The sequence below is a fragment of the Pseudomonas mendocina genome (assembly GCA_037482215.1).
In the GTDB taxonomy this organism is placed as follows: Bacteria; Pseudomonadota; Gammaproteobacteria; order Pseudomonadales; family Pseudomonadaceae; genus Aquipseudomonas; species Aquipseudomonas mendocina_E.
This window is the reverse complement of record CP148074.1, coordinates 3,754,319-3,767,914: the sequence shown is the minus strand read 5'-3', so window position 1 is coordinate 3,767,914 and position 13,596 is coordinate 3,754,319. Positions and strand designations below refer to the sequence as shown.

The window sequence follows — 13,596 nt, the reverse complement described above, 5'->3', positions numbered from 1 at the left end:
CTGTTTAATTGCAGTTGGCTGCGGGCAAGATGTGTCTCACTTCAGGGCGGCCTTGTGAGCTGACACGAATGCAGCGGGCTGACTCCGAGTTTGCCGGAAGGCCGTCAGCAGTGATTTTCAGTGCTGTATCGGTTGGATGGTTAACGGTGCCGTCACGGCGAAAGTCGATCTTCGGGCTGCTGCCGGTGTTGCTGGCTATTTGCACGTCATTGTTGGCGCTGAAGACGCGAATAACATCCGCGTGGTTGCAATCAGTGCCAATAGTAACGGGGCCCAGGCACCAGCCGTTGTTCCAGCCGTTAGCCGCTGTCGTTGCCGGTATAACCCGGACGTCACGATTGAGTTTCACGGCTTCGCTACGTGCAAATACCAAGCTCATTATCAAGCTGTTTGTGGCTGAGCTGACCCGTTGCTTGACAATAAAGTCGCGAACCGCAGGCACGGCAATGCCTAGCAAGATGGCCAACAATGCCAAGGTGATCATCAGCTCAATTAAGGTGAATCCTGAATGTTTTGGCTTCATTTTTTATGCGCAGTCCCGGCAGATTGCTACTAAGCATTGCCGGGTGCTTATTATTGGACAAGTGGAATCAGGATATCTGGTTCTTTCGTACCGCTGAGTGGTCGTGTCCGCTGTGATCCGATTGTCAATTTGGTGGGCAGTTAGCGGGGCGCGAAAAGTGTGTTGCCCTTCCTTGAGGGTTAAGTGTGAGGCTCAGGTTTCGTGTGTCGGGTCTGAGCGAACAAAGGCTCATTGTGCCGTTACTCAGCAACGTGATGCCTAGAGGGGTAAAGTGCATTGAATTATTAGGCGACATACCTCGCCAGTGAAGTTTTATACTTTGCGGAACCAACATCGTATTCAGCAGTTCTTCATCTGGGTCCAGATGTCGGTTTCCGTTGGCATCAATAAATACGCTGATTGAATCACTCCAGTCTTTTTTGCAGCTTCCGCTCACTGATAATGGGCAAAGTGTGACTCGTTTTTGTTGAACCATGGCGTGGTAACGGGCGAGATTGATTTGTCGAAGTAGGCCGATATGCAGGCTTTTCATCCGCTGCTGTGCGTTCCATGAGCCCAATGCTGGTACGGCCGCAGCCAATATGATGCCTATTAAACAAATCGCCACCACTGCTTCCAGCAGGCTTGTGCCTTTTTGCTGGTTGTTATGGCTCCGTCTTTTGCATGACGTGTTCGAAGGAAAGTGTATTTCGAGCATGACCTGAACGTTCCGTGTTTTGGAGTAATTGTTGTGTTGAATGTGCTGGTTGTAGGTGGCGGAGCCATCGGCTTACTCACTGCCTACAAGCTTGCTGCCCAAGGGCAGAGCGTTGCTGTCGTGGATCGCCAAGCGGTTGGTTGTGAGTCCTCATGGGCAGGGGGCGGGATTGTTTCGCCGCTATACCCTTGGCGGTACAGTGCGGTGGTGACGGCGCTTGCGCATTGGTCGCAGGATTTTTATCCGCGTCTTGGGCAAGAGTTGTTTGAGCGTACGCAGGTCGATCCACAGGTCTATGAGACAGGTCTGTACTGGCTGGATCTGGATGACGAAGCCGAGGCGCTGGCTTGGGCGCAGCGTGAGGGACGGCCGCTGCATCAGGTCGATATGAGTGCGGTGTACGACGCTGTGCCGTCGCTTGGTCCGGGTTTTCAGCGGGCGATCTTTATGCCGGGTGTGGCCAATGTGCGTAATCCGCGTCTGGTCAAATCACTGCGGGCTGCGCTGGTGGCGATGGATAATGTGAAGCTGCTGGAGCATTGCCCAGTTGAGGGGGTTGTCTCGGAGAACGGGCGCATCTGTGGTGTTCGCACCGCTCAGGGTGAGCTGCGTGCAGAGCAGGTAGTGCTCACTGCTGGAGCTTGGAGTGGTGAGCTGTTGGCAACACTTGGGCTGTCGTTACCGGTGGAGCCAGTTAAAGGGCAGATGATTCTCTTTAAATGTGCTGAGGACTTTTTGCCGCGCATGGTGCTAGCCAAAGGTCGCTACGCCATTCCTCGCCGGGATGGACATATCTTGGTGGGCAGTACGTTGGAGCATGCCGGTTTCGATAAAACCCCGAGCACCGAGGCATTAGAAAGTCTTAAAGCATCGGCGCAGGAGTTGTTGCCTGAGCTGGCGGATGCTGAAGTCGTTGGGCATTGGGCTGGGCTGCGCCCGGGTTCTCCAGAAGGCATTCCCTATATCGGACCTGTGCCGGGGTATGAAGGCCTTTGGCTCAATTGCGGCCATTACCGCAATGGGCTGGTGCTGGCCCCAGCATCCTGCCAGTTGCTGGTGGATTTGCTGGTGGGCGGTGAGCCGATCATTGATCCGACGCCGTATGCGCCAGCATCGCGTCTTTAAAGTAGGGTTCGGCTGGGGTCAGTCGATGCCCAGCTTTTTCAGGCGATAGCGCATTGAGCGAAAGCTCAGCCCCAGGCGCTGAGCAGCTGCCGTGCGGTTCCAGCGGGTTTCCTCAAGCGCCTGCATGATCAGTTTGCGCTCGATGTCTTCCAGGTAGTCTTCCAGATTGTCGATTTGCGAGAGGCTAGCTTGGCTGTTATTGGTGGGCAGACAGCTTTCCGTCAGGCTCAAATCGTTGGCTGTGATGCGATCGTTGTCGCACAGGGTATAGGCCCGCTCCAGCATGTTTTCCAGCTCACGCACGTTGCCGGGGAAACGGTAGTTTTTGAGCTTTTCCCGAGCGTCACTGTCCAGTGTGGCTGGGGGCATGTCGCTGCTCTCGGCTAGGCGGCGAAGCATGATGTCAGCCAGCATGGGAATGTCTTCGCGGCGCTCACGCAGGGGCGGCACACGCAGTTCGATGACGTTCAGGCGGTAGTAAAGATCCTGACGGAAACGGCCAGCGGCCACTTCACCGGCGAGGTCTTTGTGGGTGGCGCAGAGTATGCGTACGTCGACGATATTTTCCTGCTGGCCGCCGACTGCACGCACGGCTTTTTCCTGAATCACACGCAGCAGTTTGACCTGCATGGCCAGTGGCAGATCGGCTACTTCGTCTAAGAACAGGGTACCGCCATGGGCTGCTTGGAACAGGCCGATTTTGTCTTCCACGGCGCCAGTGAAACTGCCTTTTTTGTAGCCGAAGAATTCGCTTTCCATCAGCTCAGAAGGGATGGCGCCGCAGTTAACCGGAATAAACGGCTGCTCGCTGCGCGGCCCTTGTTCGTGGATGAGGCGAGCGACCAGTTCTTTGCCGCTGCCGGACTCGCCACTGATATAAACCGGCGCCTGGCTGCGTGCGAGTTTGAGGATTTGCTTGCGCATCGCCTTCATGGGCGGGGATTCACCCAGCAAGCGGCTGTCGACCGGCGCTTCCGGCGTTTCGCTGTTGCCCAAGCGCAGCGCCGCCCCCACCAGCTCACGCAGGCGGCCCAGGTCGACGGGCTTGGTGAGGAAGTCGAACGCTCCGGCCTTCAGGGCATTCACTGCGGTGTCCAGACTGCCATACGCGGTGATCATTGCCACCGGCACTTGCGGATGTCGCTGTTGAATGTGCTGCACCAGCTCAAGGCCGGTGCCGTCTGGCAGGCGCATGTCAGTCAGGCACAGGTCAAACGGTTCGCGGGCTAGCCATTCGCGGGCCTCTTTGACGTTGCGAGCGCTGCGGGTGTCCAGCTTCATGCGGCCGAGAGTGATTTCCAGCAGTTCGCGGATATCGGGTTCGTCATCAACGATCAGGGCTCTCTGGCGGGTCATGGTCAGCTCAGTTTGCGTGGATGGGCAAAGGTTATACGGAAGCAGCTACCGCCGCCTTCGCGCTCTTTATAGTCAAGGCGGGCCTGATTGCTCTCGCACAGTTCACGGGAGATATACAGGCCGAGGCCGGTGCCTTTGCTTTCTGTGGTGAAGAAGGGTTCAAACAGGTGAGAGATTTGCTCGGGAGCAATGCCTGGCCCGTCATCGAGAATTTCCAGAATCGGCAGGTCGCTTTCTTCATCTCGGTACAGGTTGAGCCAGACCTGGCCGGCGCGGTTTTTCTTGCTGCTGTAACGCAGGCCATTACTGACCAGGTTGCTCAGTACTTGGGTCAGCTGGTTCGGGTCCATTCGGGTCTGGATGCTGCCACCGGTCACATTCAGGTGCAGCGTCTGGTCGGCTGCGGCGCTGCTGCGGAACTCGCTGGCAAAGCGATGCAGCCAATATTTTAGGTCTAGCAGCTGAGGTTCGGCTTGGCGCCTGCGGGAGAGCTGCAGGACGTTCTCAATCACCAGATCCATGCGCTGGGTGTGGTCGTGGATGATCTGAGCCAGGCGGCGATCCGGTCCTTGTAGGTCCTCGGACTCTTGCAGTAATTGCGCGGCATGGCTGATCGCACCCAGTGGATTGCGAATCTCATGGGCGATACCCGCTGTCAGGCGCCCAAGCGAAGCCAGCTTGAGTTGTTGGGCCTGTTGCGTGATCTGCGATACGTCATCCAGAAATATCAGCGTATGGGTTTTGGAGCCGCGCTGTAACGGGGTGAAGCTAGGCTGAATCAGGTGGCCATTTTCAGGTGGCTGAATACTCCCAGGGCGTAGGCTGGGGTTAAGTAACCACTGCTTCATGCGGTTAATCAGCTGTGGGCAGACCGTATCGATACGCTGTCCCTCGAGCGCGCTTTGGCCCAGAAGCTGTTCGGCGCCGTGGTTAGCCAGCAAGATGCGGTGGCTTTCATCCAATACCAGAATCCCCGTGCGCATGCGCTGAAGGATTAGTGCGTTGAGCGTTTCCAAGCTGGCAACGTCGGCTGCGCGTTGTTCTGCGAGTGTCTCACTGGCTTGCAAGCGTAGCGTTAGGCGTTGAACAAAGAGGGCGGTACCGAAGCATAAAGCCCCCAAAGCACCGGCCTGCACATACTGCGATGTGGCCGCTGGGCGGTCGAGGCTGAGATAGAACGTCAGGTACACCATGCCAATGGCGGCCACCGCGGCAATCAGCAGGCCAATTCGGCCGCTAAGCAGGATGTTGGCAATCGCCACTGAAACGATCAGCAGGCTGCCAATGCCGCTAGGCACACCCCCGGCTGTATAAAACAGCCCAGTCAGAAACAGGACATCAGCCAGTGCGATGGTAAAAATTTGCGCCAGCTGCTTTGGGCGCTGGACCAGCGCAATGATCAGAATGTTAAGGGCTAGATAAATCCAGCTGCCATTGCGGAACAGGGTCGGATGAGCCAGCTCCAACAGCTCGGTATCCAGATTACTGGAGACCAGCAGAGCCAGGATCATGCCAATCCCGACCCGGTAGATATGGTACAGGCGCAGAACGCGCCAGCTCTGCTCCTGATTCAGTGACAGATTATTGCTCACCGTCGCCGTGGCCTTGCTTCAGGTGTGCTTGGCTGCAATACCAGCGATTGTCCTGACTGAGCGCATTATGTTGCGGTACATGAATACCGCACTGCTCACAACGCACCATAGGTTGCGGGTTGGCTTCGGGCGATTGAGCTTGGGGTTTTGCTGGTGGGCGCTTAAAGCGGCGCCACAGCCAGACGGCAGCTGCAATGAGGGCGATCCAAAATAACAAGCGAAACACGTTGCGCTCCTTATGGCTGGGGCAAGTATTAACAGTCTAACAATCCGCCGGATTCCGTACAGCTTCGCAAAAGAACGTCAGTGCTCGGAACGGCCGGGCAAATAAAAAGGGAGGCGTGTGGCCTCCCTTACGATGACTGTGTGTGAGAATCAGTCGAACAGGCCGAAGGTCAGGTAGCTGAACCAAGAGCGGCTTTTCTCTTCTTCCACTGCGCCTGCTTTCAACTCGGACGGGATCTGCTCTTCAGCTTCTTCATACTGACGAATCACGTCCTGGCTGGCGCGGGTTTCGCCCGGTGGCAGCGGCGTATCTGTTTCGATCAGCCCCAGTGTGGCCTTGGCCAGCCACGAGCGATCATCCGTATCGGACTCGCGCGGTACAAACTGGCCGTCTACCAAGCTCGGATGATCGGGGTAGTTGAGCTTCAGGGTTTCCAGGCTGGTTGCAGCCAGGTCGTCCAGCGTCAGGCGCTGATAAGCCTCAACCATTACCGCCAGGCCATCCGCCACTGCAGGGGTTTCCTGGAAGTTTTCCACTACGTAACGGCCACGGTTGGCAGCGGCAACATAAGCCTTACGGGTCAGGTAATAGTGGGCAACATGAATTTCGTACGCAGCCAGCAGGTTACGCAGGTAGATCATGCGCTGCTTGGCATCGGGGGCGTAACGGCTGTGCGGGTAGCGGCTAACCAGTTGGGCGAACTCGTTATAGGAGTCACGGGCTGCGCCTGGGTCGCGCTTGGTCAAGTCCAGCGGCAGGAAGCGGGCCACCAAGCCACGATCCTGATCAAACGAGGCGAGCCCCTTCAGGTAGTAGGCGTAATCCACGTTGGCATGTTGCGGATGCAAGCGGATAAAACGGTCAGCGGCAGAACGGGCAGCTTCAGGCTCCGCGTTCTTATAGTAGGCATAGATCAGCTCAAGCTGAGCCTGCTCTGCGTAGCGGCCGAATGGATAACGCGATTCCAGTGCTTTGAGCTTGGAAACTGCACTGGTGTAGCTATTGTTATCCAGATCGGTCTGAGCCTGCTGGTACAGCTCAGCCTCGCTCAAGTTTTCGTCGACAACCGGCTCTTTAGAGGAGCACGCGGCGGTTAGGGCGATAATTGCGATCAGCAGCAGGTGTTTCACTTGCATGGTGGCTTGCGTCCCTGTGACGGCGGCTGTCTTGAGCGTAGCCGTCCTGTTATGATTAGCGCCCCCAGCGTATCTGGGGCAAAGACGCCGTATTTAACCACAAGCCTGTGGCCGAAACCAAAGGCTACACGTCCCGCCTTTAACGAGCATGTCCTCTATTAATAAGCAGATCATTCAAATGAGCGCCGAAGTCCCCTCTGAAATGGGTGGGCAGCGTCTCGACCAAGTCGCCGCAATGCTGTTTGCGGAGCACTCCCGTTCGCGTTTGTCTGCCTGGATTAAAGAGGGCTTGCTCACGGTTGATGGGGCTGTATTGCGCCCACGGGATATCGTCCACAGTGGTTCTGTGCTGGCGCTCAATGCTGAGCAGGAGGCCCAGGGAGAATGGGTCGCGCAGGACATTGAACTGAACATTGTGTATGAGGATGACCAGATTCTGGTTATCGACAAACCCGCCGGGCTGGTTGTGCACCCGGCTGCCGGTCATGCCGATGGCACCTTACTCAACGCCTTGCTGCATCATGTGCCGGACATTATTAATGTGCCCCGTGCCGGTATTGTCCATCGCCTGGACAAAGACACCACAGGTTTGATGGTGGTCGCCAAGACTATCGAGGCCCAAACCCGTTTGGTCGACCAGCTGCAAAAGCGCACCGTGAGCCGGATCTACGAGTGCATCGTTGTCGGCGTGATTACCTCCGGCGGTAAGATTGATGCGCCGATTGGTCGTAGCTCATCCCAGCGTCAGCGCATGGCGGTGACCGATGGCGGTAAGCCAGCGGTGAGTCATTACCGGGTACTTGAGCGGTTCCGCTCGCACACCCATGCACGGGTCAAGCTTGAAACCGGGCGCACCCACCAAATTCGTGTGCATATGAGCCATATTGGCTATCCGTTGGTGGGTGATCCTGTCTACGCCGGGCGTTTCCGTATTCCCCCGGCTGCCAACCCGAGCATGGTGCAAACCCTCAAAGAATTCCCGCGTCAGGCATTACATGCACGTTTTCTGGAACTTGAGCACCCGACTACCGGTCAACGCATGAAGTGGCAGTCCCCTCTGCCGGATGACTTTGAGTGGTTGCTGACGTTATTGCGTCAGGATCGTGAAGCTTTTATCGGATAAATACCCATGCATGATTGGCTAACGCCCCAATGGCCCGCCCCCGGACGAGTCAAAAGCTGTGTCACTACGCGCAGTGGCGGCGTTAGCGTTCCCCCCTACGAAGGGCTCAATCTGGGGGATCATGTGGGCGATGACCCGGTCAGCGTGCGTAAGAATCGTGAACGCCTGACCAGCATGCTCGGCTGCAAACCGGCTTGGTTGCAGCAGGTGCATGGCACGAGTGTGGTCGAAGCTAATCCGTGGCAGGTAGATGAAGCCGACGCGAGCTGGAGCGCGACGAGCGGTATCGCCTGCACCGTGATGACGGCTGACTGCTTGCCGGTGCTGTTCTGTGATCGTGCCGGAACCCGAGTAGCCGCGGCGCATGCTGGCTGGCGTGGGCTGGCCGGTGGTGTGCTTGAGGCCACGCTGGATGTGCTGGCTGTTCCGCCGGAAGATGTGCTGGTCTGGCTAGGCCCGGCAATTGGCCCTGACGCTTTTGAAGTGGGCAGCGAAGTGCGTGATGCCTTTGTCGACCAGCATGCTCAGGCTGAGGCGGCATTTGTGCAGGGAGAACATCCAGGCAAATTTATGGCGGATATCTATGCGCTGGCCCGCATTCGTCTGGCAGCTCAGGGTGTTGAGGCCGTCTATGGCGGCGGTTTATGCACCTTTAATGATCCGCGCTTCTATTCCTATCGGCGTTCTGCCCAAACCGGACGCTTTGCCAGTCTGATCTGGCTGGCAGGTTGAAGTCGGCTGGCAAAATAGTGGCGGGTTCCTGACCCAGATCAATTTTGCCGCCTTGAAACCGACGCAAACGGCCTCATCTACTCTGTATCAAGCAGGTTTTCTGTTTATGGCGCGATTCACTGTGCCGGCCTGCATACACCCGGAGGGATGATTTTTATGCGTATTGACCGTTTAACCAGCAAGTTACAGCTTGCCCTCTCAGATGCCCAATCTTTAGCCGTGGGCATGGATCACTCTGCTATTGAGCCCCTGCACCTGATGCAGGCCTTGCTGGATCAGCAGGGCGGTTCGATCCGTCCACTGCTGATGCAGGTCGGTTTTGATGTAAATGCCTTGCGCCAGTCGTTGAGCAAAGAGCTGGACCAGCTGGGCAAACTGCAAAATCCGTCTGGGGACGTGAACCTGTCCCAAGACTTGGCGCGCCTGCTCAATCAGGCCGATCGCCTCTCTCAACAGAAAGGTGATCAGTTCATCTCCAGCGAGCTGGTGCTGCTGGCGGCCATGGATGAAAACACCCGCTTAGGCAAACTGCTGCTGGCCCAGGGCGTCAGCCGCAAGGCGCTGGAAAACGCAGTTAATAACCTGCGTGGCGGCGAAGCGGTGAATGATCCGAACGCCGAAGAAAGCCGTCAGGCGCTGGACAAGTACACCGTTGACCTGACCAAGCGTGCTGAAGAGGGCAAGCTCGATCCGGTGATCGGCCGTGACGATGAAATCCGCCGCACCATTCAGGTTCTGCAGCGCCGTACCAAAAACAACCCGGTGCTGATCGGTGAGCCGGGTGTGGGTAAAACCGCGATTGCCGAAGGCTTGGCGCAGCGTATCGTCAATGGTGAAGTACCGGACAGCCTCAAAGATAAACGCCTGCTGTCCCTTGATATGGGCGCACTGATTGCCGGGGCTAAGTTCCGTGGTGAGTTCGAAGAGCGTCTGAAGGCGGTCCTCAATGAACTGTCTAAGCAGGAAGGCCGCATCATCCTGTTTATCGACGAACTGCACACCATGGTCGGCGCCGGTAAAGGCGAGGGCGCCATGGATGCTGGCAACATGCTCAAACCATCACTGGCCCGTGGCGAGCTGCATTGCGTCGGCGCCACCACGCTGGATGAGTATCGCCAGTTCATTGAGAAAGACGCTGCCCTTGAGCGCCGCTTCCAGAAAGTGTTGGTGGACGAGCCGAGTGAAGAAGACACCATCGCCATTCTGCGTGGCCTGAAAGAGCGCTACGAAGTGCACCACAAAGTGGCTATTACCGATGGCGCGATTATCGCTGCGGCCAAACTGTCGCACCGTTACATCACTGACCGTCAGCTGCCGGACAAGGCCATCGACCTGATCGACGAAGCGGCCAGCCGTATCCGCATGGAAATCGACTCCAAGCCGGAAGAGCTGGATCGTCTGGAGCGTCGCCTGATTCAGCTGAAAGTGGAAGCTCAAGCGCTGAAGAAAGAGGACGACGAGGCGACCATCAAGCGCCTGGAAAAACTCAACGAAGACATTGAGCGTCTGGAGCGTGAGTACGCTGATCTGGAGGAAATCTGGAAGTCTGAGAAAGCAGAGCTACAAGGCTCGGCTCAGATTCAGCAGAAAATCGAACAGGCGCGCACCGAGCTGGAAAATGCCCGCCGTAAGGGTGATCTGAGCCGCATGGCCGAGTTGCAGTACGGCATCATCCCGGATCTGGAGCGTAGCTTGCAGATGGTGGATCAGCACGGCAAACCGGAAAACCAGCTGCTGCGTAATAAGGTTACTGAAGAGGAAATCGCTGAAGTCGTTTCCAAGTGGACGGGTATCCCTGTCAGCAAAATGATGGAAGGCGAGCGTGAAAAACTGCTCAACATGGAAGGTTTGCTGCATCAGCGTGTGATCGGTCAGAACGAAGCAGTGGTGGCTGTGGCCAACGCCGTGCGCCGTTCCCGTGCAGGTCTGTCTGATCCAAATCGCCCGAGCGGCTCGTTCCTCTTCTTGGGCCCAACCGGCGTGGGTAAAACCGAGCTGTGTAAGGCGTTGGCTGAGTTCCTCTTTGATACGGAAGATGCGCTGGTGCGTATCGACATGTCCGAATTTATGGAGAAACACTCGGTGGCCCGACTGATTGGTGCGCCACCCGGATATGTTGGCTATGAAGAGGGCGGCTATCTGACCGAAGCGGTGCGCCGCAAGCCGTACTCCGTCATTCTTATGGATGAAGTGGAGAAGGCGCATCCGGACGTATTCAACGTCCTCCTGCAAGTGCTGGAAGATGGCCGCCTGACTGACAGCCAAGGCCGTACCGTGGACTTCAAGAACACGGTAGTTGTGATGACCTCCAACCTCGGTTCTGCTCAGATTCAGGAGCTGGTGGATGATCGTGAAGCTCAGCGTGCAGCGGTTATGGATGCGGTGAGCAGCCATTTCCGTCCGGAGTTCATCAACCGGATCGACGAAGTGGTGATCTTCGAACCCCTGGCCCGCGACCAGATTGCTGGCATCGCGAAGATTCAGCTCAGCCGCTTGCGTCAGCGCCTGGCCGAGCGTGAGTTGGCTCTGGAGCTGACTGATGAGGCAATGGATAAGCTGATCGCAGTAGGCTACGACCCGGTATACGGCGCGCGTCCGTTGAAGCGAGCTGTGCAGCGCTGGATCGAGAACCCGCTGGCGCAACAGATCCTGGCCGGTAAGTTCGTTCCAGGTGCTACCGTCAAAGGTACTGTTGAAGGCGACGAGATCGTCTTTGCCTGAGCGATCTGAGGACTGTTCCCTCCAAGCCCCGGTTCAGCGTTGTCTGACCGGGGCTTTTTGTTTCCTGTCTATAGAGTTGCCCTGTGATCTGGATTAGCTGCAAGCGAGGTCCGGTAAGCACGATGTCCCTGTATGTCGGTAAGCCTTTTTGGCGCCGTGCTTACCCAATTGATTGAACACCAAGCTATTTTTTTGCGGGCGCGACGAAAAAAATTTCATTTCAGCGAAAATTTTTTCGTCTTTTCAGATGATTTTTACCCTGTTTTTTCCCGATTTGGGGTGGGGGAAGGGAATGGAGATCGCGTGCAAATTCCCGAAATACGGGGCTTGGATGGCTCTTCGCCCCATCAGAGATAAAAAGTCGGCCCTGTTCTGCAAATAATTGTTCTAAAAGCAATTTAGGGGGTTGACACTGGTTCGAATAACCGTAAAATGGCGCGCCTCAACGCAGCAAACGTTACAAACAAACGGTTCTGCTGAGAGGCGAAAGTTACAAAGTTCCGCGATAGCTCAGTCGGTAGAGCAAATGACTGTTAATCATTGGGTCCCTGGTTCGAGTCCAGGTCGCGGAGCCAACTTTCTTTCGGGGTATAGCGCAGTCCGGTAGCGCGCCTGCTTTGGGAGCAGGATGTCGGGAGTTCGAATCCCCCTACCCCGACCATTTTAGGGTCGTTAGCTCAGTTGGTAGAGCAGTTGGCTTTTAACCAATTGGTCGTAGGTTCGAGTCCTACACGACCCACCATTTCAAGCTTGCTTGAAAGTAAAAAACCCGCCTAGTGCGGGTTTTTTATTGCCTGCGATTTTTGCTTTGCCCTTTACCGAGCCTGTTGAGCGTGCCGCTGCGACGCCATGCTGTGGCGCAGTCGGTGTACTTGATTGGTTATTACGTGGGCAGCCTGTGCTGATTCGCGGCTAAAGCCGCTCCCACGGGGATTGAAGGTCGTTGTGGGAGCGGCTTTAGCCGCGAAAGAGGTGCATCAGGCCTGGCTCTGTTCAATGGCGCAGGGTGAAACCGCAAAGCGTTTCCACCGTTGCCTAGGGATCAATGCAGTTTCAGGCGCGGCTCTGTGCTGCGACCAATGCGGTCGCCGAGCATCATCAGCAGGGTGCGGGTCATGCCGTACAGGGCGATTTGGTGCATGCGGTACAGCGATACGTAAAACATCCTGGCCAACCAGCCTTCCAGCATCACGCTGCCACCTAGTTTTCCTGAAAGATTGCCCATCAGGTTGCCCACCGCCGAGAAGGTCGAAAGGGAGATCAGCGAGCCGTAGTCCTTGTACTGGTAGGTCGGCAGGGCGGATTTACCTTCAACACGCCCCTTGAGCGATTTTGCCAGCAGTGACGCCATCTGATGTGCCGCCTGAGCACGCGGAGGGACATTGCGGCCGTCTGTGCCAGGCATCGGGCATGCCGCGCAGTCACCCATGGCAAACACATCATCATCCAGGGTAGTTTGTAGGGTCTGGCGCACCAGTAGCTGATTGATACGGTTGCTTTCTAACCCGTCTAATTGATTCAAGAACTGAGGGGCGCGGATGCCAGCCGCCCAGACCTTAAGGCCTGCTGGAATCACTTTGCCGTCCTTGGTGTGCAGCGCATCAGCGGTAACCTGGCTGACAGCGGCACCGGTCAGGACCGTCACACCCAGCGATTCCAGTGTTTTGTGCACAGGCTTGCTGATGCGCTCGGGCAGGGCGGGCAGCACCCTGGGGCCGGCTTCGATCAGGGTGATGTGCATATTGTCGGGGCTGATCTTGTTCAAACCGTAGGCCGCCAGTTCACGCGCTGCGTGGTGCAGTTCAGCTGCCAGCTCAACCCCAGTTGCTCCGGCGCCCACAATCGCGACGTTGATTAATTCGTCGGACTTTCCGGGTTCAGCGTGAGCGCGCAGATAGTGGTTGAGCAATTGTCGGTGAAAACGTTCTGCTTGCTCACGGGTGTCGAGGAACAGGCAGTGTTCGGCTGCACCGGCGGTGCCAAAGTCATTGGTGGTACTGCCGACAGCGATCACCAGTGAGTCGTAACTCAGCTCGCGGGCGGGCATCAGTTCCAGGCCGTTTTCATCCAAGGCTGCTTCGAGCTGAATGCGTTTGTTGGCGCGATCTAGACCACACATGCGGCCTAGTTGGAACTCAAAATGATTCCATTTGGCTTGCGCCACGTAATTCAGTTCATCAACGTTGGAGTTGAGGGACCCAGCGGCCACTTCATGCAGCAGGGGTTTCCAGATGTGGGTCAGGTTTGCATCCACCAGCGTGACGCTTGCTTGGCGGCGTTTGCCCAGAGTCCTACCTAGGCGGGTAGCCAGCTCCAGGCCGCCTGCGCCGCCGCCGACGATTACGATTTTGTGGGTCATTGGAAA

11 protein-coding genes and 3 tRNA genes are annotated in these 13,596 nt (G+C 56.7%); 7 read left to right on the top strand and 7 right to left on the bottom strand.

What is annotated here, in order from left to right:
• Positions 1–4: 4 nt before the first annotated feature.
• Together WG219_17585 and WG219_17580 are read right to left on the bottom strand one after the other, a co-directional pair.
• Positions 5–523: a GspH/FimT family pseudopilin gene (locus WG219_17585; protein WXL25094.1), complete on the bottom strand. Its 519-nt coding sequence runs from the start codon at positions 521–523 to the stop codon at positions 5–7.
• Positions 524–647: 124 nt separating this feature from the next.
• Positions 648–1,220, bottom strand: coding sequence for a GspH/FimT family protein (locus tag WG219_17580; protein ID WXL25093.1), 573 nt, complete (start codon positions 1,218–1,220; stop codon positions 648–650).
• 27 nt (positions 1,221–1,247) lie between these two features.
• Here WG219_17580 and thiO point away from each other — a divergent pair, with 27 nt between their 5' ends.
• Positions 1,248–2,345 carry a glycine oxidase ThiO gene (gene thiO, locus WG219_17575; protein WXL28035.1) on the top strand — a complete coding sequence of 366 codons (1,098 nt, stop codon included), beginning with the start codon at positions 1,248–1,250 and terminating at the stop codon, positions 2,343–2,345.
• A gap of 18 nt (positions 2,346–2,363) precedes the next feature.
• Here thiO and WG219_17570 read toward each other — a convergent pair whose 3' ends face one another.
• The 4 genes from WG219_17570 to WG219_17555 form a co-directional block, all read right to left on the bottom strand.
• Positions 2,364–3,701 carry a sigma-54 dependent transcriptional regulator gene (locus WG219_17570; GenBank protein ID WXL25092.1) on the bottom strand — a complete coding sequence of 446 codons (1,338 nt, stop codon included), beginning with the start codon at positions 3,699–3,701 and terminating at the stop codon, positions 2,364–2,366.
• A 2-nt stretch (positions 3,702–3,703) separates the two neighbouring features.
• A complete protein-coding gene (locus WG219_17565) occupies positions 3,704–5,293 on the bottom strand; it encodes an ATP-binding protein (GenBank protein WXL25091.1) in 1,590 nt (529 codons plus the stop codon).
• Entirely contained in the window at positions 5,283–5,519 is a 237-nt protein-coding gene (locus WG219_17560; GenBank protein WXL25090.1) for a PP0621 family protein, read from the bottom strand. The genes WG219_17565 and WG219_17560 overlap by 11 nt, the downstream gene beginning before the upstream one ends.
• Before the next feature lie 149 nt (positions 5,520–5,668).
• On the bottom strand, positions 5,669–6,655 hold the full coding sequence (locus WG219_17555; protein ID WXL25089.1) for an outer membrane protein assembly factor BamD: 987 nt from the start codon (positions 6,653–6,655) through the stop codon (positions 5,669–5,671).
• A gap of 148 nt (positions 6,656–6,803) precedes the next feature.
• On the opposite strand from WG219_17555, the gene rluD reads away from it, so the two are divergent.
• From rluD to WG219_17525, 6 genes are all read left to right on the top strand, one after another.
• Positions 6,804–7,778 (top strand): 23S rRNA pseudouridine(1911/1915/1917) synthase RluD, encoded by a 975-nt coding sequence (gene rluD / locus WG219_17550; GenBank protein WXL25088.1) that lies wholly within the window; start codon positions 6,804–6,806, stop codon positions 7,776–7,778.
• Between the two features lie 6 nt (positions 7,779–7,784).
• Positions 7,785–8,510: a peptidoglycan editing factor PgeF gene (gene pgeF / locus WG219_17545; protein ID WXL25087.1), complete on the top strand. Its 726-nt coding sequence runs from the start codon at positions 7,785–7,787 to the stop codon at positions 8,508–8,510.
• Between the two features lie 156 nt (positions 8,511–8,666).
• Positions 8,667–11,231: an ATP-dependent chaperone ClpB gene (clpB, locus tag WG219_17540; protein ID WXL25086.1), complete on the top strand. Its 2,565-nt coding sequence runs from the start codon at positions 8,667–8,669 to the stop codon at positions 11,229–11,231.
• Positions 11,232–11,730: 499 nt separating this feature from the next.
• A tRNA-Asn gene (locus WG219_17535) sits at positions 11,731–11,806 on the top strand.
• Positions 11,807–11,815: 9 nt separating this feature from the next.
• Positions 11,816–11,892: transfer RNA gene (locus WG219_17530), tRNA-Pro, on the top strand.
• Between the two features lie 5 nt (positions 11,893–11,897).
• A tRNA-Lys gene (locus tag WG219_17525) sits at positions 11,898–11,973 on the top strand.
• 300 nt (positions 11,974–12,273) lie between these two features.
• On the opposite strand, the gene WG219_17520 is transcribed toward WG219_17525, so the two are convergent.
• Positions 12,274–13,590, bottom strand: coding sequence for an NAD(P)/FAD-dependent oxidoreductase (locus tag WG219_17520; protein WXL25085.1), 1,317 nt, complete (start codon positions 13,588–13,590; stop codon positions 12,274–12,276).
• Between the last annotated feature and the right edge of the window lie 6 nt (positions 13,591–13,596).

Bases quoted from the DNA above. Each gene is read 5' to 3' on its own strand.
- clpB (WXL25086.1), top strand. From the start codon at position 8,667: ATGCGTATTGACCGTTTAACCAGCAAGTTACAGCTTGCCCTCTCAGAT.
- WG219_17520 (WXL25085.1), bottom strand. From the start codon at position 13,590: ATGACCCACAAAATCGTAATCGTCGGCGGCGGCGCAGGCGGCCTGGAG.
- pgeF (WXL25087.1), top strand. From the start codon at position 7,785: ATGCATGATTGGCTAACGCCCCAATGGCCCGCCCCCGGACGAGTCAAA.
- WG219_17580 (WXL25093.1), bottom strand. From the start codon at position 1,220: ATGCTCGAAATACACTTTCCTTCGAACACGTCATGCAAAAGACGGAGC.
- WG219_17555 (WXL25089.1), bottom strand. From the start codon at position 6,655: ATGCAAGTGAAACACCTGCTGCTGATCGCAATTATCGCCCTAACCGCC.
- rluD (WXL25088.1), top strand. From the start codon at position 6,804: ATGTCCTCTATTAATAAGCAGATCATTCAAATGAGCGCCGAAGTCCCC.
- WG219_17570 (WXL25092.1), bottom strand. From the start codon at position 3,701: ATGACCCGCCAGAGAGCCCTGATCGTTGATGACGAACCCGATATCCGC.
- WG219_17585 (WXL25094.1), bottom strand. From the start codon at position 523: ATGAAGCCAAAACATTCAGGATTCACCTTAATTGAGCTGATGATCACC.